At 42.9% G+C, this 24,873-nt stretch carries 24 protein-coding genes; 21 read left to right on the top strand and 3 right to left on the bottom strand.

Features of this window, described 5'->3' with window-relative positions; all coding sequences use genetic code 11:
• Window positions 1-95 precede the first annotated feature (95 nt).
• The 3 genes from R8695_RS09655 (at window position 96) to R8695_RS09645 (ending at window position 2,511) form a co-directional block, all read left to right on the top strand.
• The gene (locus tag R8695_RS09655) at window positions 96-938 is read left to right on the top strand and encodes a fumarate hydratase (protein ID WP_118511375.1); all 843 of its coding nucleotides are present in this window, start codon (window positions 96-98) and stop codon (window positions 936-938) included.
• A gap of 1 nt (window position 939) precedes the next feature.
• A complete protein-coding gene (locus R8695_RS09650) occupies window positions 940-1,506 on the top strand; it encodes a Fe-S-containing hydro-lyase (RefSeq protein WP_118511373.1) in 567 nt (188 codons plus the stop codon).
• A gap of 303 nt (window positions 1,507-1,809) precedes the next feature.
• Window positions 1,810-2,511, top strand: a complete 702-nt coding sequence (locus R8695_RS09645) for a YoaK family protein (RefSeq protein WP_243139515.1) — start codon at window positions 1,810-1,812, stop codon at window positions 2,509-2,511.
• A 105-nt stretch (window positions 2,512-2,616) separates the two neighbouring features.
• Here R8695_RS09645 and R8695_RS09640 read toward each other — a convergent pair whose 3' ends face one another.
• Complete coding sequence (locus tag R8695_RS09640; protein ID WP_118511369.1) at window positions 2,617-4,122, bottom strand: 4Fe-4S dicluster domain-containing protein; 1,506 nt, start codon at window positions 4,120-4,122, stop codon at window positions 2,617-2,619.
• 302 nt (window positions 4,123-4,424) lie between these two features.
• Here R8695_RS09640 and R8695_RS09635 point away from each other — a divergent pair, with 302 nt between their 5' ends.
• The 4 genes from R8695_RS09635 (at window position 4,425) to spoIVA (ending at window position 10,174) form a co-directional block, all read left to right on the top strand.
• On the top strand, window positions 4,425-4,904 hold the full coding sequence (locus R8695_RS09635; RefSeq protein WP_118511367.1) for a complex I 24 kDa subunit family protein: 480 nt from the start codon (window positions 4,425-4,427) through the stop codon (window positions 4,902-4,904).
• Complete coding sequence (locus R8695_RS09630; RefSeq protein WP_118511365.1) at window positions 4,901-6,772, top strand: NADH-quinone oxidoreductase subunit NuoF; 1,872 nt, start codon at window positions 4,901-4,903, stop codon at window positions 6,770-6,772. Before R8695_RS09635 ends, R8695_RS09630 begins: the two co-directional genes overlap by 4 nt.
• Window positions 6,773-6,787: 15 nt before the next feature.
• Window positions 6,788-8,476, top strand: coding sequence for a [FeFe] hydrogenase, group A (locus tag R8695_RS09625; RefSeq protein ID WP_154780291.1), 1,689 nt, complete (start codon window positions 6,788-6,790; stop codon window positions 8,474-8,476).
• A 228-nt stretch (window positions 8,477-8,704) separates the two neighbouring features.
• Entirely contained in the window at window positions 8,705-10,174 is a 1,470-nt protein-coding gene (gene spoIVA, locus R8695_RS09620; protein WP_154780292.1) for a stage IV sporulation protein A, read from the top strand.
• Between the two features lie 47 nt (window positions 10,175-10,221).
• On the opposite strand, the gene R8695_RS09615 is transcribed toward spoIVA, so the two are convergent.
• Entirely contained in the window at window positions 10,222-10,590 is a 369-nt protein-coding gene (locus tag R8695_RS09615; RefSeq protein ID WP_154780293.1) for a NusG domain II-containing protein, read from the bottom strand.
• Window positions 10,591-10,724: 134 nt separating this feature from the next.
• Here R8695_RS09615 and glpK point away from each other — a divergent pair, with 134 nt between their 5' ends.
• The 13 genes from glpK to R8695_RS09550 all read left to right on the top strand — a co-directional run bounded on the left by glpK (window position 10,725) and on the right by R8695_RS09550 (window position 23,976).
• Window positions 10,725-12,221, top strand: a complete 1,497-nt coding sequence (glpK, locus tag R8695_RS09610; RefSeq protein ID WP_154780294.1) for a glycerol kinase GlpK — start codon at window positions 10,725-10,727, stop codon at window positions 12,219-12,221.
• Window positions 12,222-12,400: 179 nt separating this feature from the next.
• Window positions 12,401-13,276: a phosphoribosylaminoimidazolesuccinocarboxamide synthase gene (locus R8695_RS09605; protein ID WP_182437442.1), complete on the top strand. Its 876-nt coding sequence runs from the start codon at window positions 12,401-12,403 to the stop codon at window positions 13,274-13,276.
• Between the two features lie 287 nt (window positions 13,277-13,563).
• Window positions 13,564-14,544: a transglutaminase-like domain-containing protein gene (locus R8695_RS09600; protein WP_154780295.1), complete on the top strand. Its 981-nt coding sequence runs from the start codon at window positions 13,564-13,566 to the stop codon at window positions 14,542-14,544.
• Window positions 14,545-14,676: 132 nt separating this feature from the next.
• Complete coding sequence (hydE, locus tag R8695_RS09595; RefSeq protein ID WP_154780363.1) at window positions 14,677-15,705, top strand: [FeFe] hydrogenase H-cluster radical SAM maturase HydE; 1,029 nt, start codon at window positions 14,677-14,679, stop codon at window positions 15,703-15,705.
• A gap of 25 nt (window positions 15,706-15,730) precedes the next feature.
• Window positions 15,731-16,939, top strand: coding sequence for a [FeFe] hydrogenase H-cluster maturation GTPase HydF (gene hydF / locus R8695_RS09590; RefSeq protein WP_154780296.1), 1,209 nt, complete (start codon window positions 15,731-15,733; stop codon window positions 16,937-16,939).
• A 329-nt stretch (window positions 16,940-17,268) separates the two neighbouring features.
• Window positions 17,269-17,547, top strand: a complete 279-nt coding sequence (locus R8695_RS09585) for a DUF2325 domain-containing protein (protein ID WP_154780297.1) — start codon at window positions 17,269-17,271, stop codon at window positions 17,545-17,547.
• 143 nt (window positions 17,548-17,690) lie between these two features.
• Window positions 17,691-17,900, top strand: a complete 210-nt coding sequence (locus tag R8695_RS09580) for a FeoA family protein (RefSeq protein ID WP_118511349.1) — start codon at window positions 17,691-17,693, stop codon at window positions 17,898-17,900.
• A gap of 59 nt (window positions 17,901-17,959) precedes the next feature.
• Window positions 17,960-18,181: a FeoA family protein gene (locus R8695_RS09575; protein ID WP_118511347.1), complete on the top strand. Its 222-nt coding sequence runs from the start codon at window positions 17,960-17,962 to the stop codon at window positions 18,179-18,181.
• A 125-nt stretch (window positions 18,182-18,306) separates the two neighbouring features.
• A complete protein-coding gene (feoB, locus tag R8695_RS09570) occupies window positions 18,307-20,466 on the top strand; it encodes a ferrous iron transport protein B (protein ID WP_154780298.1) in 2,160 nt (719 codons plus the stop codon).
• A 93-nt stretch (window positions 20,467-20,559) separates the two neighbouring features.
• Entirely contained in the window at window positions 20,560-20,691 is a 132-nt protein-coding gene (locus R8695_RS09565) for a FeoB-associated Cys-rich membrane protein (RefSeq protein WP_118511343.1), read from the top strand.
• A 98-nt stretch (window positions 20,692-20,789) separates the two neighbouring features.
• Window positions 20,790-21,197 (top strand): transcriptional repressor, encoded by a 408-nt coding sequence (locus R8695_RS09560; protein ID WP_182437444.1) that lies wholly within the window; start codon window positions 20,790-20,792, stop codon window positions 21,195-21,197.
• Between the two features lie 365 nt (window positions 21,198-21,562).
• Window positions 21,563-21,880: a DUF6110 family protein gene (locus R8695_RS09555; protein WP_154780299.1), complete on the top strand. Its 318-nt coding sequence runs from the start codon at window positions 21,563-21,565 to the stop codon at window positions 21,878-21,880.
• A complete protein-coding gene (locus R8695_RS09550; protein ID WP_154780300.1) occupies window positions 21,880-23,976 on the top strand; it encodes a heavy metal translocating P-type ATPase in 2,097 nt (698 codons plus the stop codon). Before R8695_RS09555 ends, R8695_RS09550 begins: the two co-directional genes overlap by 1 nt.
• 38 nt (window positions 23,977-24,014) lie before the next feature.
• Here the strand turns inward: R8695_RS09550 and R8695_RS09545 are convergent, their stop codons facing one another.
• Window positions 24,015-24,389, bottom strand: a complete 375-nt coding sequence (locus tag R8695_RS09545) for a metal-dependent transcriptional regulator (protein ID WP_118511337.1) — start codon at window positions 24,387-24,389, stop codon at window positions 24,015-24,017.
• 257 nt (window positions 24,390-24,646) lie between these two features.
• Here R8695_RS09545 and R8695_RS09540 point away from each other — a divergent pair, with 257 nt between their 5' ends.
• Entirely contained in the window at window positions 24,647-24,865 is a 219-nt protein-coding gene (locus R8695_RS09540) for a cation transporter (RefSeq protein WP_055059772.1), read from the top strand.
• Window positions 24,866-24,873 lie beyond the last annotated feature (8 nt).

Below are 24,873 nucleotides of genomic sequence, written 5' to 3'. Positions count from 1 at the left end.
AGGGATTACCGGTACTGGGAGCCTTTGATATAATGCAAAAGGGATATGTCACCTCCCGGTGAATATCCCCAAATGAAAGAAGGGAGCTTACCAGAATGCGTGAAGTAGAAGTAAGCAGACTTACAGATGTCATCGAAAAACTCTGTATCGAAGCAAATGAACATCTTCCGGAAGACGTAAAATGTGCGATCAAAACATGCCGCGCATGCGAAGACGGAGAGATTGCCAAGGGTATCCTTGACAATATTATTGAGAATTTTGATATTGCAGATAACGAGAACGTGCCGATCTGCCAGGATACAGGAATGGCATGTGTATTCCTTGAAATAGGACAGGATGTACATTTTGTTGGCGGAGATCTCACCGATGCGATCAATGAAGGTGTACGCCGCGGATACGACAAAGGATATTTAAGAAAATCTGTAGTAAAAGACCCGGTACGTCGTGGAAACACAGGGGACAATACACCGGCTATGATTTACACAGAAATCGTTCCTGGCGATAAAGTTAAGATCACAGTAGGACCGAAAGGTTTCGGAAGTGAGAACATGAGTCAGATCCGTATGTTCAAACCATCCGCAGGATTGCAGGGAATCAAGGACTTTATCCTTGAAGTAGTAGAGACAGCAGGTCCTAACCCATGCCCTCCAATGGTAGTTGGCGTTGGTATCGGCGGTACATTTGATAAATGTGCGCTTCTTGCAAAGAAAGCATTGATGAGACCACTGGATTCCCAGAATCCGGATCCATTTTATGCAGACCTTGAGAAAGAAATGCTTGAGAAAGTAAACAAACTTGGAATCGGACCGCAGGGATTTGGCGGAAAGACAACAGCTATCGGCCTGAATATCGAAACAATGCCGACTCATATTGCAGGTATGCCATGTGCAGTCAATATCAACTGTCATGTAACCCGTCATAAAACGGAGGTGATTTGAGATGGAAAGAAAGAAAATTACACTTCCACTTACTAGAGAGCTGGCAAGAACTCTCCATGCAGGTGATCAGGTATTATTAACAGGTACAATCTATACATCCCGTGATGCAGGACATAAGAGAATGTGCGAAGCCCTTGCAAAAGGTGAGAAAATTCCGTTTGATCCAACAGATGCAACGATTTACTATGTAGGACCTACTCCTGCAAAACCAGGCAAAGTTATCGGTTCCGCAGGCCCTACAACCAGCGGACGTATGGATGCTTATGCACCGACGATGATGTCAGTTGGAGCAAGAGGAATGATCGGTAAAGGTGCCCGTCTTCCGGAAGTAGTAGAAGCCATGAAGAAATATGACGGTGTATACTTCGGAGCAATCGGCGGTGCAGGCGCACTTCTTGCAAAATGTATCAAGAAAGCTGAACTCATCGCATACGAAGATCTGGGAGCAGAAGCACTTCGTAAATTATATGTAGAGGATATGCCGCTTGTAGTTATCATTGACAGTGAAGGTAATAACCTTTATGAAGAAGGAAAAGCTGAATATCTCAAAGAACATGGAGATAAATAAATTAGCTGATATATAAAAAATAACTTCCATATGCTGTAGTGATATACAGTGTATGGAAGTTGCTTTATATAGTGAAAATAAACCGGATCAGAAAGCAGCAGTCTTTGTCTGCATCATATCCATCTGTTCTGGTGAATATTGGATTATATATATTGTATCCAATATATAAAAATCATATAGACCATAATATGAATTATATCTTTTACATTTGACCTATAAACGTATAACATAAATAGACGGTAAAAAAATAAATGCAGTTATCCCTACAGGTAATAACTGCAAATAAACTTGAACGGGGAAATCATGAAAGATCATAATCAACACGAGATACAGATGTCGGAAGCTTTCTTAAACAGTGCATTCCTGGCACTGTCAGGAGGTTTTCAGGACGCCTATACCTATAATGCAAGAAATGAAGTATTCTGTAATGCCCAGACAGGAAACGTTGTGCTTATGAGCCAGCATTTCATGGCAGGGGAGCTGATGGCAGGACTGAGCTATTTCTTTCCTATAGTCTTCTTTGCATTTGGTGTATGGGTCGCAGAAAAAGTCCAGGCGAATTTTAAATATGCAAGGAAACTGCACTGGAGGCAGAGTATCCTTCTTGCAGAGATCCTGATACTGTTTGCAGTAGGCTTCATACCGACAGAATACAATATGCTGGCAAATGCCATGGCCTCTTTTGCCTGTGCAATGCAGGTACAGTCTTTCCGTAAAGTAAACGGCTATTCCTATGCAAGCACCATGTGTATCGGAAATCTACGCAGCGGTACCGCAGCCATATCAGGATATTTCCGTGAAAAGAAGCCGAAACAGCTGGAACAGGCGATGTATTATTTTGGAATCATCTTCATGTTTGCAGTAGGTGCAGGTATCGGTGGAAACTTATCCATTCATTTCGGAATCCGAATGATCTGGGTTTCCTGTGGATTCCTTACAGTCAGTTTCTTGTTGATGTTTGTTGAGAAGTATAAAAGATTCCATGAAGAACATGAACATAATTAAATATAAAAACGGATCCTGTCTGCAGGATTTTACACCGAGATAAAAAATGTCCCAGGAGCATATCAGAATATGACTCTGGGACATTTTTTTATTGTGACAATATTTTTAGTTCAGTTCAATTTCTTCCAGCTCTTTTGATGGAAGCTTCTCCGTAGAAGAAGCCAGATAACTCTTTAATGCTTTGGCAGCTTTTGCATACGGTGCATTGGTTCCGGCACCTCCCATACATCCACCGGGACATGCCATACCTTCGATCATACATCCGTTTAACTTACCAACCTTTGCCAGAGTCAGCATCTTCTTACATTCTGCCAGACTCTCCGCATGTTCGATATGTACCGGTATATCCGGATAATATTCCTTTAAGCATGCTTCGATAGCACCTGCAACACCGCCTGCAACTGCATATCCACGGCCTGCAGCAGTAGCATCATGCAGACTGGATGACGGTTCCATAGCAGCCGGATCAATTCCTTTCGCATCAAACAGTCCCCATAATTCCTCAAAAGTGATGACAAAATCAACATCACTTCGTACAGAATTACGCATAGCTTCCAGTTTCTTGGCTGCACATGGTCCGATAAATACAACATGTGCATTCGGATGTTCTTTCTTAATACTTCTTGCAGTAGCGACCATAGGAGTCAGCTCCTGGGAGATATTATCGATCATGGTCGGGAACTGCTTCTTTGCAAGCATGGACCAGGAAGGACAGCAGGAAGTGAGAAGAAATGGAAGATTACCTGTAGCAACCTCCTTTGCATAATGATGAGCTTCGCTGATGGCACCGATATCAGCACCAAGTGCAACCTCATATACTTTGGTAAATCCAAGTGCTGACAGTGCTGCATGGAATTTGCCCGGAGTTACCGCATCTCCAAACTGGCTGATATAGGCAGGTGCGATCTCTGCAATGATCTCAGTTCCTTCACGAAGTGCATGAGCCAGCTGGAAAATCTGGGACTTGTCAGAAATAGCTCCAAACGGACAGCTTACCATGCACATACCGCAGGAAACACATTTCTTATTATCAATCTGTGCACGGCCAAGTTCATCACTTCCAATTGCCTTTACACCACAAGCTCGTTCACACGGACGTTCTTTATGAGAAATAGCATCATATGGACAGACAGATTTGCATTTTCCGCATTTCACGCATTTTGTCTGATCAATATGAGATTTGCCGTTTACCATAGAGATTGCACCCTTTGGACAAGCCTGCATACATGGATGAGCCACACATCCTCTGCACATATTGCTTACCTCATACATATTAGGAGGACAGGCAGAACAGGCAGATGGGATAACCTGCATAAGCGGCGGTTCATAATATTTCTCATCAATATTGGAAGCTTCCACTCCATCAGTCAGATGAACTGCTTTATTCTCTGGACGAAGAGAAAGACCCATGGCCAGTCTTACACGCTCACTGGCAACTGCACGTTCACGGTAGATACTCTCACGGTACTGGGCCCGTTCCTGTACGATATTATACGGGATAGATTCAATATCATGGATCAGAGTATCATCGGTAGATTCAAAACCAAGTTTTGCCACTTCGGTGAAGATCTTTCGGCGAATCTGTTTTACTGGGGTATCAAGAGTTCTCATATTCTTTTGTTATCTCCTATAAATTTATTTCCGCGCTCTTTTAACGATAAAAATATATCAAAAAAGGAAGAAAATGTCATGTTTTTTATTTAACACACTTGTTAAAGAAATTGCGCATTTTTTACATGTAATTCAATGTAAAAATGAATTATATGTAAAAAATATCAAATAAATTCAGAAAAATGCAAATATGGTGTTGTGGAAAATGCATGCATAATGTATAATACAGACAGCACATATGTAAAAAGTGACTAAAACAAAAATGCGGAGAGGTAAAAAACTAATTTTAAGGAGGGAACCGAATGTTAGACCAGTCTTATTACAAAAAAACGGATGAGATTATCGAACACTACGGACGAAAAGCGGCATCACTGATCCCGATCATGCAGGATATTCAGGCTGAATACCGCTATCTGCCGGGTGAACTGCTCACTTATGTGGCAAAAGAAATCGGAGTAAAAGAGGCGAAAGCCTACAGCGTAGCCACATTCTATGAGAACTTTTCCTTTGAGCCGAAAGGAAAATATGTCATTAAAGTCTGTGATGGTACAGCCTGCCATGTAAGAAAATCCATGCCTGTAAAAGAGGCGTTAATGAAAGAACTGGGATTAAGTCATAAGAAACATACCACAGATGATATGCTTTTTACAGTAGAGACCGTATCCTGTCTTGGTGCATGCGGACTTGCACCGACACTGACTGTAAATGATGAAGTACATCCTAAAATGACACCTGAGAAAGCAGTTGAACTTTTGAACGAATTGAGAGGTGAGTGCGTATGAGTATTAAGAGCAGGGACGACCTGTTAAACAAACAGGCAGAGGTAAATGAACAGATCAAATCCTACACCTGTCGCGTTCTTGTCTGTTCAGGGACAGGATGTATCGCATCCGGTGCCCAGAAGATTTATGATGAGATGGCAACACTCTGTGAGAGAATTGACGGCGTAACCGTTGAGATGCAGAAAGACGTGCCTCATGTAGGCGTAGTCAAAACAGGATGCCAGGGCTTGTGCGAACTTGGACCTCTGATGAGAATCGAACCGTACGATTATCAGTATGTACATGTACAGCCGGAAGACTGCAAGGAAATCGTAGAGAAAACTATTCTGGAAGGTAAACCGGTAGAGAGACTGTTCTATAAGGATCATGACACTGTCTGTCCACATCCGGATGACATTCCGTTCCTGAATCAGCAGACACGTATCGTTCTGGAAAACTGTGGTAAGATTGACGCAGAGTCCATTGATGAATATATCGCAGTAGGTGGCTATCAGGCCCTTGCAAAAGTAGTGGGAGGAATGACACCTCAGGAAGTAATTGATGAAGTAAGCAAGTCTGGTCTTCGTGGTCGTGGCGGTGCTGGTTTCCCAGCAGGAAAGAAATGGTCTCAGGTTGCACGTCAGGCAGAGAAGATCCGTTATGTAGTATGTAACGGTGATGAGGGTGACCCTGGTGCATTTATGGATGGTTCCGTAATGGAAGGTGATCCATATAAGATGATCGAAGGTATGACCATTGCAGCTTACGCAGTAGGCGCAGAAGACGGTTATATTTATGTTCGTGCTGAATATCCTCTTTCTGTAAAGAGACTGAGAATGGCGATTGAACAGGCGGAAAAATACGGCCTGTTAGGTGATAATATTTTAAATTCCGGCGTAAACTTCCATTTACATATCAACAGAGGTGCCGGTGCTTTCGTATGTGGTGAAGGTTCTGCTCTTACCGCATCTATTGAAGGAAACAGAGGTATGCCTCGTGTAAAACCACCTCGTACTGTAGAGAAAGGTCTGTGGGGTAAACCTACAGTTCTTAATAACGTAGAAACTTATGCCAATGTACCGAAAATCATTCTTGAAGGAGCTGACTGGTTCCGTACCATCGGTACAGAGGGAAGCCCTGGAACAAAGACATTCTCACTGACTGGTTCTATTGAGAATACAGGTCTGATTGAAGTACCTATGGGAACCACGCTCCGTCACATTATCTATGATATCGGCGGCGGCTTAAAGAGTGGTGCTGCATTTAAGGGTGTTCAGATCGGTGGTCCGTCCGGCGGATGTCTGATCCTTGACCAGTTAGATGCACCTCTTGACTTTGATTCTGTTAAGAAGTTAGATGCGATCATGGGATCCGGCGGTCTGGTAGTTATGGACGAGAATACCTGTATGGTAGAAGTTGCCAGATTCTTCATGAACTTTACTCAGCGTGAGAGCTGTGGTAAATGTGTTCCGTGTCGTGAAGGTACCAAGCGTATGCTTGAGATCCTGGAGAGAATTGTAGCAGGAAAGGGCGAGATGTCCGACCTGGATGAACTGGAAGAACTTGCAAACATGGTTCAGAACATGGCTCTGTGCGGACTTGGAAAGAGTGCACCTCTTCCTGTAATCAGTACTCTCAAACGCTTCCGTGATGAATATGAGGAACATATCCGTGATAAGAAATGCCGTGCGAAAGTATGTACAGCACTTCGTCAGTTCCACATTAACCCTGAGTTCTGTATTGGCTGTGGCAAATGCGCGAAGAACTGCCCGGCAGGTGCGATCTCAGGTAAGATTAAACATCCACATCACATTAACAACGATATCTGTATCAAATGCGGTGCCTGCAAAGACAACTGTAATTTTGATGCTGTATACGTGGAAGCATAGAAGGGAGGATACACTATGGGCCATATGATAATTGACGGTAGAAAGGTAGAATTTACCGATGAAAAAAATGTCCTGTCTGTCATCCGTAAGGCAGGGATCAATATTCCGACACTGTGCTACCACTCAGAGGTATCTACTTTTGGTGCCTGCCGTTTATGTACAGTAGAGGACGACAGAGGCAAGACGTTTGCTTCCTGTTCCGAAGAACCAAGAGACGGAATGGTGATCTATACCAACTCCGGACGCATCAAGAAATACAGAAAACTGATCGTTGAGCTGCTTCTGGCAGCACACTGCCGTGACTGTACAACCTGTGTAAAGAGCGGCGAATGTATCTTACAGGAACTGGCACACCGTCTTGGAGTTCAGAATATCCGTTTCGAGAATACCAGAGAACTTCATGAACTGGATACAAGTTCCCCGTCTCTGGTACGTGATCCGAATAAATGTATCCTCTGCGGTGACTGTGTACGTGCCTGCGAGGAACTTCAGGGAATCGGTGCATTAGGCTTTGCATTCCGTGGAACAGAAGCCATGGTAATGCCGGCATTTAACAAGAAGATCGCAGAGACAGAGTGCGTAAACTGTGGTCAGTGCCGTGTATACTGCCCGACAGGTGCGATTTCCATCAAGACTCATATGGATGAGGCATGGGAAGCACTTGCAGACCCGAATATCCGTGTTGTTGCACAGGTTGCTCCGGCAGTACGTGTTGCAGTAGGTGACCATTATGGACTTACCAAAGGTAAAAGCGTTATGGGCAAGATCGTCAATGCACTTCACAGAATGGGATTTGATGAAGTTTACGATACCTCTTTCAGTGCCGATCTTACCATTATGGAAGAGAGTGCGGAGTTCCTTGACAGAATTAAGAAGGGTGAGAAACTTCCTCTCCTTACATCCTGCTGTCCTGCATGGGTGAAATTTATCACAGACCAGTACAAAGATTACATCCCGAATCTTTCTACCTGCCGTTCTCCACAGGGAATGCTCTCTGCAGTTATCAAAGAGTACTTCCGTGATCCGGAACATGCGGGCGGTAAGAAGACAGTTATGGTTTCTATTATGCCATGTACAGCCAAGAAAGCAGAAGCAGTCCGTCCGAACAGCTTCACAGATGGCGAACAGGATACAGATATTGTTATCACAACGACAGAGCTGCTTCGTATGATTGATAACTTTGGCCTTGACTTCGCAACTCTTGATCCGGAAGCATGTGATATGCCATTTGGATTCGGCTCCGGCGGTGGTGTTATTTTTGGTGTTACCGGTGGTGTTACAGAGGCAGTTCTCCGCCGTCTGACTCCGGATCACAGCAAAGAAACCATGCATGAAATCGCAGAGTGTGGTGTTCGTGGAGAAGAGGGAATCAAAGAATTCACAGTTCCTTATGAGGGAATCGATCTTAAGATCTGTGTTACCAGTGGTCTTGCAAATGCAAGAACCGTTATGGAGCAGGTAAAGAATGGTGAGAAAAAATACCATCTGATCGAGGTTATGGCATGCCGCCGTGGATGTATCATGGGTGGCGGACAGCCTACAAGATCCGGTGACAGAACCAAAGCTCTCAGAGCTAAGGGACTGTACAATGCAGATAATACGACCATCATCAAGAAATCCGATGAGAACCCATTAGTTCTGGAACTCTACAACGGACTTCTGAAAGGCAAAGAGCATCATCTGCTTCACAACGAGTCTTATTAAAAATATCTGTTATATTAACAGTTAAAATATGTTCAAACGATAAATAGTGAACAGGTCTTATGGTGTATATTTACATTATAAGGCCTGTTTTTATGTTATCAAATTCCTCCGGAAGGATTACCAGACGGACTCCGAAAAATTTTACCGTGATCGAATATTCTGATATTCCCCTGCATATTTTATAACAATACATGTAGATTGTATGTAAATATGCAAGGGGGCTGTTATATGGAAAATTTTCAGGTATACCATGATATCCAGGCCCGCACAGGCGGGGATATATACATAGGTGTGGTAGGACCGGTAAGGACAGGAAAATCCACGTTTATACGAAGGTTTATGGAGCTTACAGCTCTCGCACAAATGTCGGAGAAACAGCAGGATGAAATCAGAGACCAGCTTCCATTGAGTGGTTCCGGGAAACTGATCACAACAGTAGAACCTAAATTTATTCCAAAAGAAGCTGTGGGGATCACATTAGATGGCGAACAGAAAGTGAATGTCCGTCTGATCGATTGTGTCGGATTTCTGGTAAAAGATGCAGCCGGGAATCTGGAAGACGGAAAAGAACGGTTGGTAAAAACCCCCTGGTCAGAAAAGGCAGTGCCATTTCCGGAAGCTGCAAAAATAGGAACACAGAAAGTGATCCGGGAACATTCCACCATCGGTCTTGTGATCACTACAGATGGAAGCTTCGGAGAACTGCCCAGAGAGAATTTCAGGGAAGCAGAAGAAAAGACCATACAGGAGTTGAAAAATCAGCAAAAACCGTTTCTGGTGCTTGTCAATTCCCAGATGCCCTACAGGGAAGAAGCTCTGAATACAGCCGCCGAGATCCAGGAGAAATTCCAGGTAACGGCGCTCACTGTAAACTGTGATCAGCTGAGAAAAGAAGACATCACACGGATTCTGGAAAAGGTCCTCTATGAATTTCCTGTAGGACAGATCCAGTTCTTTATTCCCAAATGGGTGGAGATGCTGCCCATGGATCATGAGATAAAACAGCAGCTGATTTCAGGAATCAGAGAAAAAATGAAAACAGCCAGACAGATCCGGGATATTACAGCACAGAATATGCAGATGGATAATCCCTATGTGCAGGATATCGTTTTAGAAGACCGGGGGCTTTCTGATGGAACTGTCCGTATCCGTGTCCGGATAAAAGATGAATATTATTACAAAATGCTCAGTGAATTAAGCGGAGTTGCCATGGACAGTGAATATGCACTGATACATACCATGCGGGAACTGGTGCAGATGAAAGAAGAATATGTAAAAGTACAGGCAGCCCTGGAAGCTGTCCGGGGAACCGGATACGGCGTAGTTGTACCGGAACTCAAAGAGATCGAGATTGCCTCCCCGGAAGTGATCCGGCAGGGAAATAAATTCGGAGTAAAGATCCGTTCCAAAAGTCCGTCTATCCATATGATCAAAACAAATATAGAAACTGAAATTGCTCCCATCGTAGGAACGGAACAACAGGCAAAAGATCTGATTGAATATATTGATGAGAGCAGCCAGAGAGGGGAAAGCATCTGGGAAACCAATATTTTCGGAAAATCCATCGAACAGCTGGTAGAAGACGGTATCCGCACCAAAATCGCAGCCATCAGTGAAGAAAGCCAGGTGAAACTGCAGGATACCATGCAGAAGATCGTAAATGACAGCAAAGGGGGACTGGTCTGCATCATCATATAAAATATGCTCCGATACCCAAAAAGAAGGTCCTGTACAGACCTTCTTTTTCAGGTTACGGCATCAATAGAAGGAGAAGAATCATCAGAATCTGCTGCTTTTTCTCCTTCAATAACAACTTTATTCGGCAGGCAGACAATAGTTCCCCCGTTTTCATCGATTGCTTTCTGTTTCATACAAAGGTGATCCGGGCAGGTGGCCGAGATCATGCGTGCTTTTCCATCCTTAATCTCACAGATATTTGTATCATTGATCTGGATGATCTGATCTTTGGCCAGAGAATAGGTTCCATATTCTTCTCCGTCCACAGTAATACGGACAGATCCATGGCTGCCCCTGTTCATGAAAGTCATCCCGCCCCACAACACAAGCGCAAGAACAAGGATCCCGCCTATAAAAATAAGTTCTTTTTTCTTCAAGGTAGTATTTCATCTTTCTGTTATAATATGAATGAATCATAACATGAACAAAAAAGAATAGCAACCTGTGGATGTTTGTGGTATGGTTAAACTAATAAAAAATATGAGACAGTATAACTAAGGAGGGGCTTTTTATGGGAAAATATATCATGGCACTGGATGCGGGAACAACCAGCAACCGATGCATTTTATTCAATGAAAAAGGAAAACGCTGCAGTGTGGCGCAGAGGGAATTTACCCAGTATTTCCCGAAACCAGGCTGGGTAGAACACGATGCAGATGAAATATGGGCAAGTATGCTGGGGGTAGCAGTAGAGTCAATGACCAAGATCGGAGCGGATGCTTCCCAGATTGCAGCCATCGGGATCACCAACCAGCGTGAAACTGCTATCGTATGGGACAAGAATACAGGAGAACCTGTTTATCATGCCATTGTCTGGCAGTGCCGCAGAACTTCCGAATACTGCGATTCGCTGAAAGCCAAAGGCCTCACTGAGAAATTCCGTGAGAAAACAGGTCTTGTGATCGACGCCTATTTCTCTGCAACTAAGATCAAATGGATCCTGGATCACGTAGAAGGTACCAGAGAAAAAGCAGAGAACGGCCAGCTTCTGTTCGGAACCGTAGAAACCTGGCTGATCTGGAAATTAACCAAAGGAAAGGTTCATGTCACAGATTATTCCAACGCTTCCAGGACCATGCTGTTTAACATTAATACTCTGCGGTGGGATCAGGAAATCCTTGATGAACTGGGCATACCGAAATCCATGCTTCCGAAACCAATGCCATCCAGCTGCGTCTATGGAAAATCCGATCCGGCTGTCTTTGGCGGAGCAATTCCTATTGCAGGTGCAGCAGGAGACCAGCAGGCTGCATTATTTGGACAGACCTGCTTTGGCGCAGGGGAGGCAAAGAATACCTATGGTACCGGCTGTTTTCTGCTGATGAACACCGGAGACAAGCCTGTATTTTCAAAGAATGGCCTGGTCACTACGATCGCATGGGGACTTGATGGGAAAGTAACCTATGCGCTGGAAGGTTCTATCTTTGTTGCCGGTGCGGCGATCCAGTGGCTGAGAGATGAACTGAAAGTCATTGATTCCTCTGAGGATTCAGAATACATGGCTAATAAAGTATCTGATACACATGGATGTTATGTAGTTCCTGCTTTTACAGGACTGGGAGCACCTCACTGGGATCAGTATGCAAGAGGCACGATCGTAGGAATCACCCGTGGTGTAAACAAATACCACATTATTCGTGCAACCCTGGAATCTATTGCCTACCAGGTAAATGATGTCTTAAATGCCATGAAAGCAGATTCCGGAATCAATCTTGCAGCATTAAAAGTGGACGGCGGTGCCAGCGCAAACAATTTCCTGATGCAGACCCAGGCAGATATTATCAATGCACCGGTCAACCGTCCATGCTGTGTAGAGACAACAGCCATGGGTGCTGCCTATCTGGCAGGACTGGCAGTAGGATACTGGAGCAGCAAAGAAGAAGTACGCCAGAACTGGTCTATTGACCAGAAATTTTACCCATCCATCACAGAAGAAGCCAGACATGAGAAGGTCAAAGGCTGGAACAAAGCGGTAAAATATTCTTATGGATGGGCAAAAGAAGATTAATTGCTTACATTTTATCAGCAAAGCTAAATAAAATTCAGTGTATTGACAACCTGACAGGGATGGTGGTACGGTAATACAGTAATTCCGGCAGATACCGGAAAAATATTCCGATCTACGTCTGTACAGACACAGATCAGGAAGTTTTAACAAAGTACATAAGAATATTGAGGTGCGAAAAAATGCAGGAAATGAAACCAATCAAAGAAGGTAAAGTACGTGAGATTTATGACAACGGAGACAGCCTGATCATGGTAGCAACAGACCGCATCAGCTGCTTTGATGTTATCTTGAACAATCAGGTAACAAAGAAAGGAACTGTACTGACTCAGATGTCCAAATTCTGGTTTGACATGACACAGGACATTCTGCCGAACCACATGATTTCTGTAGATGTAAAAGATATGCCTGAATTCTTCCAGCAGGAGAAATTTGATGGAAACAGTATGATGTGCCGCAAGTTACAGATGCTGCCGATCGAATGTATTGTACGTGGTTACATTACAGGAAGCGGCTGGGCAAGCTACAAAGAGACTGGTAAAGTCTGCGGCATCACATTACCGGAAGGCCTGAAAGAATCTGACAAACTTCCTGAGCCGATCTATACTCCGTCTACAAAGGCTGAGATTGGTGATCATGACGAGAACATCTCCTATGAGCAGAGCATCGCTCACCTTGAGAAATACTTCCCTGGCAGAGGAGAGGAATTAGCTGCAAAACTTCGGGATAATACAATTGCACTTTATAAGAAATGTGCAGAATACGCATTAAGCAAAGGAATCATCATCGCAGATACGAAATTTGAGTTTGGTCTGGATGAAGATGGAAACATGGTGATCGGCGATGAGATGCTCACACCGGACAGCTCCCGTTTCTGGCCTGCAGAAGGCTATGAACCAGGACATGGCCAGCCATCCTTTGACAAACAGTTTGCCCGTGACTGGCTGAAAGCCAACCCGGATAATAACTGGACTCTTCCACAGGAGATCGTGGACAAGACCATTGAGAAATATCTCCAGAGCTATGAAATGCTTACAGGTAAGAAGCTGGGAGAATAATTTCTGAGAGTCCGGCCGGATCAGGCAGGATGCTTGACGCAAACATTAAATATGAAAACTGTCGTAGTCTAAAGCTATGGCAGTTTTTTTATGTCATAGAAAATTACTCCGCAATGTTCCAATGGCATAAAAAAAGCCCTCCGGGCAGGATCGCACTGCGTCGGAGAGTCCTGCCTTCAGATACTTTTTATATAAAATAAAAGGAATATATAGAAAATACAGTCATATTCTGATATAATTAGTGAGACAGAAAAAAGTTACTAAAATGAAAGAAGGAGAATATCAAAATGAAAAAAATGAAACTGTTGTTAGGAGTGGCAGCAGCAGTGTTTATGTTGGCTGCTCCTGCATCTGCGAAAGCTGTTGAAGTTCCTGCTGTATCTTCTTACAGCGGAGAAACTGTTTCTGCACAGGCAGTGAAACATGGTCTTATTATAAAAGGAAATAAGATCACCTACTGGTACAAAGGCAGACAGGCGAAAAACTGCTGGAAGAAATGGGAAGGCAACAGATATTACTTTAACCAGAACGGAAATGCAGTAAGAGGCGGTGTCAGAATCAAGACTGGAAATACATATGTAACCTACGTACTGGATGAAAATGGCCGCCAGATTACGGACAAGACCAACCGGATGGTGACAGTAAACGGGAATCTGTATTATATTACATCCAAGTATGGACGTGCAGCAACCGGATATTTTATTTACAAAAATAACCTGTACTATGCAGATCCCAAAGGCAGATGCTACAAGAACCGTTCCAGAGAAAACGGCCAGCTTCAGTTTGGATCCAACGGAAAAGCAAAAAGAAACTATGATGCCCTGTTAAAAATGAGGGTAATGACCATTGTATCACGAATTACCAACTCCAATATGACCAAGAGTGAGAAGCTGGGAGCCTGCTGGAATTATGTAGTGAGCAATTTCTACTATGGTGGTCCTGACCCGAACCTGAATTCAACAGGATGGGCAAGAAGCGAAGCCCTGAGAATGCTGAGCAGCGGTTACGGTAACTGTTATGGATTCTCCTGTACCTTTGCAGCACTTGCCAGGGAAGTAGGTTATTCTCCGTATATGATGTGCGGAAGAGTACCGGGAAGCAGAGACGGCGCAGCAGACGGATATACCCGCCACTGCTGGGTAAGGATCAATGGACTTTACTATGATCCGGAAGCGCAGTACGCAGGATGGATGAGAGGAGTGTACGGATACAGTTACTATCCCATCAGCCATCAGGTTCAGAAGGTTGTTTCCTTCAATAATCATTAATAAATCATTAATAAAAACAGAGATTACCTGTACCGGTTCATACTCACCGGTACAGGGTTTTTTCTATCAGAACCTCTGGGAAAGGGAGGCAAATACAGATTGTCAGATATAGAAATAACACCTGCTTCTGAAATGCTGCTGAAGATCCAAAATACAGAATCTGTATCCAGAGAAGAACTGGAGATGATTCTCACCACAGAAGATGAGGCTTTTGTGCAGGAACTTTACAGACAGGCAAGGGAAACCGCCCGGGAATATTACGGAAATCAGATCTATATCCGTGGTCTTATAGAATTTACCAGCTATTGTAAGAATAACTGTTATTACTGCGGAATCCGCTGTGGGAACAAGAACGCACAGCGCTACCGCCTTACAACAGATCAGATCATGGAATGTTGTGAAACCGGATGGAACCTGGGATTTCGAACGTTCGTCCTGCAGGGAGGAGAAGACCCCTGTTACACAGATGAAAAAATCTGCCAGATCGTCCGCCAGATCAAGGAGAAATACCCGGACTGTGCAGTGACATTATCAATTGGAGAGAAAAGCAGAGAGAGTTATGAAGCATATTTTGAAGCAGGAGCAGACAGATATCTTCTTAGACATGAAACAGCAAATGAGAAACATTATAGGAAACTCCATCCTGAAGAAATGTCCCTTTCTTATCGAAAAAATTGTCTGAAAATTCTGAAAGAGATAGGATATCAGACCGGCTGCGGATTCATGGTTGGATCTCCGGGACAGACCATAGATACCTTATATGAGGATCTGATGTTTATAAAAGAACTGAAGCCTCAGATGGTCGGAATAGGCCCTTTTATTCCCCATCAGGATACTCCTTTCAAGGCAGAACCTGCCGGTACACTGGAAATGACCCTGCGGTTGTTGGCTGTTATCCGCTTGATCCAGCCTGGAGTACTTTTGCCGGCGACTACTGCACTGGGAACTATTCATCCCAAAGGCAGGGAAAAGGGAGTTCTGGCAGGAGCCAATGTGGTTATGCCTAATCTTTCTCCTGTAGATGTCAGGGATAAATATAAACTGTATGATAATAAAATCTGTACAGGTGATGAGGCAGCAGAATGTAAGGCATGTATGTCAGCCAGAATGAAGAGCATAGGTTACGAAGTAGTAACAGACAGAGGTGACTACAAAGGTTAAAACTAATCAGAAAGGACGAAATCCTATGGCAGTAACATTAAATGAAACACCTTCTGCAAACCGTCTGCACATCGGAATCTTTGGGAAAACAAACAGTGGTAAATCTTCATTTATCAACGCTTTTTCCGGCCAGAAAGTTTCCATTGTGGCAGATATTGCAGGAACAACTACAGATCCTGTATATAAGCCCATGGAAATTTATCCTCTGGGTCCCTGCGTACTCATTGATACAGCGGGATTTGCTGATGAGGGGGAACTTGGAGCTCTCCGCATGGAGAAAACGAAACTGGCAGCACAGAAAACAGATGCGGGGATCATTCTTTTTTCCGGAAGGGATATGAAGGAAGAACTGGACTGGTTCCGGTATTTCAAAGAAAAAAATACCCCGGTGATCCCGGTGCTCAGTAAAGCAGATACATATGAACAGGAAGAAAAATCTTTTCTGATCTCACAGATAAAAAAAGAAACCGGAGTAACCCCATGCTGTATCAGCTCTGTAACAGGAGAGGGGATACAGGAAATAAAGGAAAACCTGACAAGATGCATACCGGAAGGGTATGGAAACCGTATGATCACAGGTAATCTGGTTTCTGCCGGTGATCTGGTCCTTCTGGTCATGCCTCAGGATATCCAGGCACCGAAAGGACGTCTGATCCTTCCACAGGTTCAGACTCTGCGAGAACTGCTGGATAAAAAATGCCGGGTCATGAGTGTGACAACAGACCAGTTCACCGGAGCACTGGAGGTTCTGGCGGCTCCGCCGAAACTGATCATTACAGATTCCCAGGGTTTCTCTTATGTATATGAAAGGAAACCTTCTGCCAGCATGCTGACGTCTTTTTCAGTACTTTTTGCAGCATATAAGGGAGATATTCATTATTATGTGGAAGGGGCGAAAGCCATTGATACTCTGCATGCAGATTCCAGGGTGCTGATCGCAGAATGTTGTACCCATGCACCGCTGCAGGAAGATATAGGAAGAGTAAAAATCCCCCGTATGCTGAAAAAACGTTTCGGGGATACGCTGACAGTAGACCTGGTAAGCGGGACAGATTTTCCGGAAGATCTCACAGGTTATGATCTGGTGATCCAGTGCGGGGCATGCATGTTTAACCGGAAATACGTCATGTACCGGATCGACCGGGCAAAAAAGCAGCAGATCCCTATGACTAATTATGGTGTGGCGATCGCACATTTAAGCGGGATTCTTCCGTATGTGAAGGTTCCGGAATAAGAAATGGTTTCGCTGAATAAGAATGGCCTCCCAGATAAACTGCAAGCAGTTTATCTGGGAGGCCATTCTTATGTATACCTGTTGGATCTGATATAAATATACGATTTCCTATCGGATTACAAGAAAATATAAAAATGCAGAATAGTATTGACAATTTTCCAGTGTTAGTTTATACTAACTTACAGTTAGTATAAAACAACTTTAAAATGTAACTGATAAAAGCAATGATGCAGCATATCTGATCCCGGAAAGGGTCAATATAACAATTATCCGTATAAAATACAACATTCTGTGAAAAGCAGAATGCAAAAGAACAGGAGGAATTTTTTATGAGTATTGTAATCGTAGGTGGTCATGACCGTATGGTAGCCCAGTATAAAAAGATCTGTAAGTCATACAAATGCAAATGCAAGGTATTTACCCAGATGGAGGCAGATTTCAGCAAGAAGATCGGATGTCCGGATCTTTTGGTACTTTTTACAAACACAGTATCCCATAAGATGGTGAAATGTGCATTAGATGAGGTGGGAACGTCCACCGATATTGTAAGATGCCATACAAGCAGTAAAAACGCACTGAATGGAATCCTTGAAGCACACTGTTGTTAAGCAGATTGTTGAAAATGTTTCAAAATGAAAAAAAATTCCGATAAAGTTATTGACATCTAACCTAAATTAGGTTAAACTAACGCCATGATAAATGATAAAGAAAATGTTTATCACTAATTTAATGCAAAGGAAGGGATGACAAAATGCCGTTATCAATGGTTAATGCAGGAGAGCCTTATACCATTAAGAAGATCGGAGGGAAAGAAGAAGTCAGAAGACATCTTGAAAACCTTGGTTTCGTAGTGGGAGGCGTGGTCACAGTTGTTTCCGAGATCAACGGAAGCCTGATCGTTAATGTCAAAGATTCCAGGGTTGCCATTGGAAAGGATATGGCAAATAAAATTATGGTCTGATCCATAATTTCTTCCTGAAAAAACAAGTTAAAAATTCTAGGGAAAGAAGGGAAAGAAACTTGAAAACATTAAAAGATATTCCTGTTGGAAAAACTGTTAAAGTTCAGAAGCTTACAGGAGAAGGCCCGGTAAAGAGAAGAATCATGGATATGGGAATTACAAAGGGCGTAGAGATCTTCGTAAGAAAAGTTGCTCCGCTGGGTGATCCGGTTGAGGTAACAGTAAGGGGATATGAGCTGTCCTTACGTAAAGCAGATGCAGAAATGATTATCGTAGAATAATTTTTTTTAGCATTATGTTAGAACGTTCTAACAATTAGGGTATTCTAATTGGAAACTTCCGATCAGGTATCTGATGCAGAACATTCTGACACAATGAAATGATATCTAAAAAGAGGAGAGAGATTATGTCAGTAAAAATTGCACTCGCAGGTAACCCGAACTGCGGTAAAACGACATTGTTCAATGCACTGACCGGATCTAATCAGTTCGTAGGTAACTGGCCAGGTGTAACAGTTGAGAAAAAAGAAGGTAAGCTGAAAGGACATAAAGATGTCATCATCACAGACTTACCTGGTATCTATTCTTTATCACCGTACACACTTGAAGAAGTAGTTGCAAGAAATTACATCCTTCAGGAAAAACCGGATGCGATCATCAATATCATTGATGGTACAAACATCGAGAGAAACCTTTATCTTACCACTCAGATCCTGGAACTTGGTATTCCGGTGATCATGGCTATCAACATGATGGATATCGTGGCTAAGAACGGTGACAAGATACATATTGATAAATTGAAAAAGAAATTAGGCTGTGAAGTTGTTGAGATTTCCGCACTGAAGGGAACCGGAATCACAGAAGCGGCAAACAAAGCAGTATCTATCGCACAGAACCATAAGAAAATGGTTCCTGTACATGAATTCTGCGATAAGGCTGAAGAAGTGATCAGTGCAGTAGAAGATAAGCTTTCCGGAACTGTAGCTGAAGAACAGAAGAGATTCTTCGCGATCAAGCTTCTCGAAAGAGATGACAAGATTATTGAGCAGATGAATACATCCGTAAATGTATCTGCCGAGATCAAAGAAATGGAAGATGAGTTTGACGACGATACAGAAAGTATTATCACAAATGAGAGATATGTTTATATTTCTTCTATCATTGGTCAGTGTGTGACTAAGGCAAGAAAAGATAAGCTTTCCACATCTGATAAGATCGACCGTATTGTTACCAACAGATGGCTGGCATTGCCGATTTTTGCAGTTGTAATGTGGATTGTATATTATGTATCTGTAAGTACAGTTGGTGCTTTCGTAACTGACTGGACAAACGATGTTCTGTTTGGTGAGATCATTCCTCCGGCAATTGAATCCGGACTGAATGCGATTGGCTGTGCAGCATGGTTACAGGGACTGATCCTTGACGGTATTGTAGCCGGTGTGGGAGCTGTTCTCGGTTTCGTACCGCAGATGCTTGTACTGTTTTTATTCCTTGCATTCCTTGAGTCCTGCGGATATATGTCCCGTGTTGCATTCATCATGGACAGAATTTTCCGTAAATTCGGTCTTTCAGGTAAATCCTTCATCCCAATGCTCATCGGTAGTGGATGTGGTGTTCCTGGTGTTATGGCTTCCCGTACAATCGAGAATGACCGTGACAGAAAAATGACAATCATGACAACTACATTCGTTCCTTGCGGAGCTAAACTTCCGATCATCGCTATGATCGCAGGTGCATTCTTCGGAAACAGCGGATGGGTTTCAACAAGTGCTTACTTCGTTGGTATCGCAGCAATCATCTGCTCCGGTATCATCTTAAAGAAAACAAAAATGTTCGCCGGTGATCCGGCTCCGTTCGTTATGGAGCTTCCTGCATACCACTGGCCAACAGTCAGCAACATCTTAAGAAGTATGTGGGAAAGAGGCTGGTCCTTCATTAAGAAAGCCGGAACAATCATCCTTCTTTCAACAATCATTCTGTGGTTCTTAATGAGCTTCGGATGGGAAGGCGGAAGCTTCGGTATGGTTGAAGAACTTAACGAGAGTATTCTTGCTAAGATCGGTACAGCAATCGCATGGATCTTTGCACCTCTTGGCTGGACAAAAGCCGGCGAAGGATGGAAGATGGCAGTTGCAGCTGTTACAGGTCTGATCGCAAAAGAGAATGTAGTAGCTACATTCGGTATGCTTTATGGATTCGCAGAAGTTGCAGAAAACGGTGCTGAGATCTGGGGTAACCTGGCAGCAGCCATGACACCGATCGCAGCTTACGGTTTCCTGGTATTCAACCTTCTTTGTGCTCCTTGCTTCGCAGCTATGGGTGCGATCAAGAGAGAGATGAACAATGCAAAATGGTTCTGGTTTGCAATCGGATATCAGTGCGGTCTTGCATATGTAGTTTCCCTTTGCATTTATCAGATTGGTACTCTGCTTACAGGTGGCGGATTCAGCTTCTGGACAATCGTTGCATTTGTACTTGTAATCGGTTTCCTGTATATGCTGTTCAGACCATACAAAGAAAGCGAAACCCTTAAGGTTAACGTGAAAGGTATGGCAAAGGCTAAATAAATAGAAACTAAAAAGGGCCTGCGTCATAAAGATGCAGGCTCTTATATTAAGAATATACATCATAGATGATATCCGAAAACAGGAGGTGTCGTTATGGGAACTTTAGTTGTTGGTGGAATTTTATTTGTGATCGTAGTCCTGATCATCCGAGTGATCGTCAAGGACAAAAAAAGCGGTAAATCTTCATGTGGCGGAGACTGCAGCCATTGCCGTGGATGCCACTGATACTGATTATTGATAAGCGGAAGGATGATGTGACTTTGGGCGCAGCAGCATTACAGAAACAGAACAGTTGTACAGAACCGAATTACCAAAGAACATTGATGCAGAAGGATGTTGTAATCCAGGAATTGAAAAAAAGAGGATGCAGGATTACCAAACAGAGAAGGATGCTGTTGGATGTGATTCTTGAAAATGAGTGTTCCTGCTGTAAAGAGATTTATTACAATGCCTCCCGCCTGGATCCGGGAATCGGATCTGCGACTGTATATCGTATGGTAAATCTTCTGGAGGAAATCGGTGCGATCAGCAGAAGAAACATGTATAAGATCGTACGTAATCCGAACTGCAGAGATGAAAGTATCTGCACGATCGAACTGGATGATAATACTGTTCAGAAATTATCCAGAGATAATTTTAACAATGTGATTCAGGCAGGCTTAAAAGCATGCGGCTATATTGAAAATCAGGAAATTGAACGAATGTTTGTGAATTCCTGTGATTTTAAGTAAGACAACAAGACCGTCAGGAGATATGAACTTTCCTGGCGGCTTTATTATATCGCTGAAGCGATTCGCCACAGGCATAGAATCCTGCTTTACAGGATTCTGGAATATATAGCAAAAAGCAATGTGTTTTTATGCATTGTTTGAAAGCCAAATTATTGGCATCTAACTGTCAGAAAATAAGATTATTTCTCAAAAGGCAAAAAATGGTGGAAATTTTGAAATCAAGGTTGTATAATACAAAAACTATAGATAACCTGATGCTTGAAAATCATAAGTTTAGGGCATAAATGATTCAGAACCTGCCCCGTCTGACAGTTATCTTACAGGTTACACGAAACTAATAATATACTTTCAGGAGGAATCAGACAATGATTAAATTTAATGGTAAAAAAACAGGAATTTTTGCTGCAGGAGTACTTTTCGGCACAGCAGGTATCAAAGTTCTTACAAGCAAGGATGCTAAGAAATTATACACAAACTGTACAGCAGCTGTTTTACGTGCGAAATCCTGTGTAATGAAAACAGCTTCCACAATCCAGGAGAATGCTGAAGATATTTATGCAGAAGCACAGCAGATCAATGAAGACAGAGAAGCAGCTGAAGAAGTAGTAGAAGATGCAGCTGAAGAAACAGTTGAAGACTTCAAAGAAGAGACAGAAACAGCAGAAGAAGGCAGCGAAGAATAATGAAGTTTGCTATTAAGCATGAGATAAAAGGAAGAATCCGTATCCATCTTGCACAGAAACGAATGACTTACAGACAGGCTGATATTCTGCAGTATTATCTGGAAGATCAGGCGAACATCAGCAAGGTTACGGTTTATGTAAAAACTCAGGATGTGGCTGTTGTCTATACAGGCAGCAGAGAAGAACTGATCCGGATGTTGAGCAGATTTTCCTATGAAACTGCCCAGGTTTCAGAATCACTTCTGGAGAATTCCGGACGTGAATTAAATGAAGAATATAAGGAGAAACTGATCAACTCCGTATTATTGCGTGCGATGAATAAGATGTTTCTCCCTTATCCGGTGCGCTTCGCAGTAACCACCTTGAAGTCAGTGAAATATATCTATCACGGTGTACGTACCCTTATGAAAGGCAAACTGGAAGTGCCGGTTCTGGATGCTACAGCGATCGGTGTATCCATGCTTCGTGGAGATATCAATACCGCAGGTTCTACCATGTTCCTTCTGGGAATCGGTGAAATCCTGGAAGAGTGGACACATAAGAAATCTGTAAATGATCTGGCAAGAAGTATGTCTATCCATGCAGAAAAGGTATGGACACTTACTGATGACGGCCAGGAGGTTCTGTTACCGGTTTCTTCTGTAAAAGCAGGAGATCTGATCCGTGTACATATGGGCAATGTAATTCCGTTTGACGGTGATGTACAGGTGGGAGAAGCAATGGTCAACCAGACTTCTCTGACAGGTGAGTCACAGCCTGTGCGCAAGGCAGAGGGCAGTTATGTTTATGCGGGAACCGTTCTGGAAGAGGGTGAGATCACTCTGAAAGTAAGACAGGTGGCAGGTGCCAGCCGCTATGAGAAGATTGTAGGCATGATCGAGAATTCTGAGAAGCTGAAATCTTCTGCAGAGAGCAATGCAGAACATCTGGCTGACAGACTGGTTCCGTATACTCTGGCAGGTACAGCTGTAACATATCTGCTTACCAGAAATGTAACCAAGACGTTGGCAGTACTCATGGTTGATTTTTCCTGTGCACTGAAACTTGCCATGCCTATTTCCGTATTGTCTGCGATCCGTGAGGCAAGTACTCACAGTATTACAGTCAAGGGCGGCAAGTATATGGAAGCTATGGCAGACGCTACGACTATCGTATTTGATAAGACAGGTACACTTACAAAAGCCAAACCAGTCGTATCTGATGTAGTTTCTTTTGATGAAGATATGAGTGCAGATGAACTTCTGCGTATCGCAGCTTGTATGGAGGAACATTTCCCTCATTCCATGGCAAGAGCCGTGGTCAATGCTGCTAAGGACAGACATTTGGTTCATGAGGAAATGCATTCCAAAGTTGAATATATTGTGGCACACGGTATTTCCACAACCATCGAAGGCAAAAAGGCAGTGATTGGAAGCTGGCATTTCGTTATGGAAGATGAGAAATGTGTGATTCCGGAAGGCATGGAAGATAAATTCGAACATCTTCCTCTGGAATGCTCCCATCTCTATCTTGCCATCGAAGGCAAACTGGCAGCTGTGATCTGTATTGAGGATCCTCTCCGTGAGGAAGCAGCAGATGCTGTCCGTGAATTAAAAGAAGCTGGAATTACCAAAGTTGTCATGATGACAGGAGACAGCGAACGTACTGCAGCTGCTATTGCGAAACGTGTGGGTGTAGATGAATACTATTCCGAAGTACTTCCGGAAGATAAGGCATCTTTCGTAGAGAAAGAGAAAGAACTTGGTCATAAAGTTATTATGATCGGAGATGGAATCAATGATTCCCTGGCACTTTCTTCTGCAAGTGTGGGAATTGCTATCAGTGACGGTGCAGCTATTGCCCGTGAGATTGCTGATGTGACAATTTCTGCGGATAATCTGCACGAAATCGTTACCTTAAAGAGACTGAGTACAGCGCTGATGAAACGTATTCATAATAATTACCGTACGATCATCGGTATCAATGGTGGTTTGATCGCCTTGGGCGTAACAGGCATTATCATGCCGACCACTTCTGCGCTGCTTCACAATATGTCTACTCTTACCATCAGCTTAAGAAGTATGAAAAACCTGCTTCCGAAAGAGGAAGAAGACTAAAGATAATTAATAAAATAATGAATTAAAAAATCCAGCCATTATTCGGCTGGATTTTTTGCAATATATTTTTTTATTGCTGAAAAGCTCTCTGCACTGATCGCATGCTCCATTTTACATGCATCATCTGCTGCTGTAGCAGGATTGACACCGATGGCGGTCAGCCAGTTTGTCAGAAATGTATGCCTTTCATAGATCTTATTCGCAATTTCAAGACCGGTTTCCGTGAGATTGATAGATCCATTCCCATCAACTGTGATATAATTGTTTGCCTTTAAATTCTTCATAGCAACACTGACACTTGGCTTGGAAAATGACAGTTCGTGCGCAATATCAATGGAACGACAGTTTCCGTTTCGATTTCTGATTACGAGGATAGCCTCTAAATAATCTTCGCCTGATTCATGTAATGCCATAAAAGCACCTCCCTTTCCCTGTACTTGTATAGCATTATTTCTGTTACTTTATTCTTTGCAGCAACTTACTTCCTGACTATACGATTAGCATTAAATATCTGCTTAGTTATATTTTGATAAATTATATCATAAAATTGATTTCACGTAAAGAAATCTTAAAAAATCTCTTGACAGAAAACAAAATCATGCTATAATATAATCAAACAAATGAACAAGTGCTCATATGATAAAATAAAAAGCAGGAAAGGAATTAAATCATGAAAAAGACATACAAAATCGATGTAGACTGCGCAAACTGTGCAAACAAAATGGAGGAAGCTGCTAAGAATACAGCTGGTGTTAAGGATGCAACAGTAAACTTCATGATGCTGAAGATGATCGTTGAATTCGAAGACGGACAGGATCCGAAAGCAGTTATGAAAGACGTATTAAAGAACTGCAAGAAGGTAGAAGACGACTGCGAAATCTATCTTTAATCCTGGAT

This window comes from Blautia luti (genome assembly GCF_033096465.1).
In the GTDB taxonomy this organism is placed as follows: domain Bacteria; phylum Bacillota; class Clostridia; order Lachnospirales; family Lachnospiraceae; genus Blautia_A; species Blautia_A luti.
The sequence above is the reverse complement of the archived record's forward strand: the minus strand, read 5'-3'. Positions and strand labels throughout refer to the sequence as shown.

Bases quoted from the DNA above. Each gene is read 5' to 3' on its own strand.
- glpK (WP_154780294.1), top strand. From the start codon at position 10,725: ATGGGAAAATATATCATGGCACTGGATGCGGGAACAACCAGCAACCGA.
- R8695_RS09645 (WP_243139515.1), top strand. From the start codon at position 1,810: ATGAAAGATCATAATCAACACGAGATACAGATGTCGGAAGCTTTCTTA.
- R8695_RS09625 (WP_154780291.1), top strand. From the start codon at position 6,788: ATGGGCCATATGATAATTGACGGTAGAAAGGTAGAATTTACCGATGAA.
- R8695_RS09550 (WP_154780300.1), top strand. From the start codon at position 21,880: ATGAAGTTTGCTATTAAGCATGAGATAAAAGGAAGAATCCGTATCCAT.
- R8695_RS09650 (WP_118511373.1), top strand. From the start codon at position 940: ATGGAAAGAAAGAAAATTACACTTCCACTTACTAGAGAGCTGGCAAGA.
- R8695_RS09565 (WP_118511343.1), top strand. From the start codon at position 20,560: ATGGGAACTTTAGTTGTTGGTGGAATTTTATTTGTGATCGTAGTCCTG.
- R8695_RS09635 (WP_118511367.1), top strand. From the start codon at position 4,425: ATGTTAGACCAGTCTTATTACAAAAAAACGGATGAGATTATCGAACAC.
- R8695_RS09630 (WP_118511365.1), top strand. From the start codon at position 4,901: ATGAGTATTAAGAGCAGGGACGACCTGTTAAACAAACAGGCAGAGGTA.
- spoIVA (WP_154780292.1), top strand. From the start codon at position 8,705: ATGGAAAATTTTCAGGTATACCATGATATCCAGGCCCGCACAGGCGGG.
- hydF (WP_154780296.1), top strand. From the start codon at position 15,731: ATGGCAGTAACATTAAATGAAACACCTTCTGCAAACCGTCTGCACATC.
- R8695_RS09555 (WP_154780299.1), top strand. From the start codon at position 21,563: ATGATTAAATTTAATGGTAAAAAAACAGGAATTTTTGCTGCAGGAGTA.
- R8695_RS09600 (WP_154780295.1), top strand. From the start codon at position 13,564: ATGAAAAAAATGAAACTGTTGTTAGGAGTGGCAGCAGCAGTGTTTATG.
- R8695_RS09560 (WP_182437444.1), top strand. From the start codon at position 20,790: ATGCAGAAGGATGTTGTAATCCAGGAATTGAAAAAAAGAGGATGCAGG.
- R8695_RS09540 (WP_055059772.1), top strand. From the start codon at position 24,647: ATGAAAAAGACATACAAAATCGATGTAGACTGCGCAAACTGTGCAAAC.
- R8695_RS09585 (WP_154780297.1), top strand. From the start codon at position 17,269: ATGAGTATTGTAATCGTAGGTGGTCATGACCGTATGGTAGCCCAGTAT.
- R8695_RS09545 (WP_118511337.1), bottom strand. From the start codon at position 24,389: ATGGCATTACATGAATCAGGCGAAGATTATTTAGAGGCTATCCTCGTA.
- hydE (WP_154780363.1), top strand. From the start codon at position 14,677: ATGCTGCTGAAGATCCAAAATACAGAATCTGTATCCAGAGAAGAACTG.
- R8695_RS09655 (WP_118511375.1), top strand. From the start codon at position 96: ATGCGTGAAGTAGAAGTAAGCAGACTTACAGATGTCATCGAAAAACTC.
- R8695_RS09605 (WP_182437442.1), top strand. From the start codon at position 12,401: ATGCAGGAAATGAAACCAATCAAAGAAGGTAAAGTACGTGAGATTTAT.
- feoB (WP_154780298.1), top strand. From the start codon at position 18,307: ATGTCAGTAAAAATTGCACTCGCAGGTAACCCGAACTGCGGTAAAACG.
- R8695_RS09640 (WP_118511369.1), bottom strand. From the start codon at position 4,122: ATGAGAACTCTTGATACCCCAGTAAAACAGATTCGCCGAAAGATCTTC.
- R8695_RS09580 (WP_118511349.1), top strand. From the start codon at position 17,691: ATGCCGTTATCAATGGTTAATGCAGGAGAGCCTTATACCATTAAGAAG.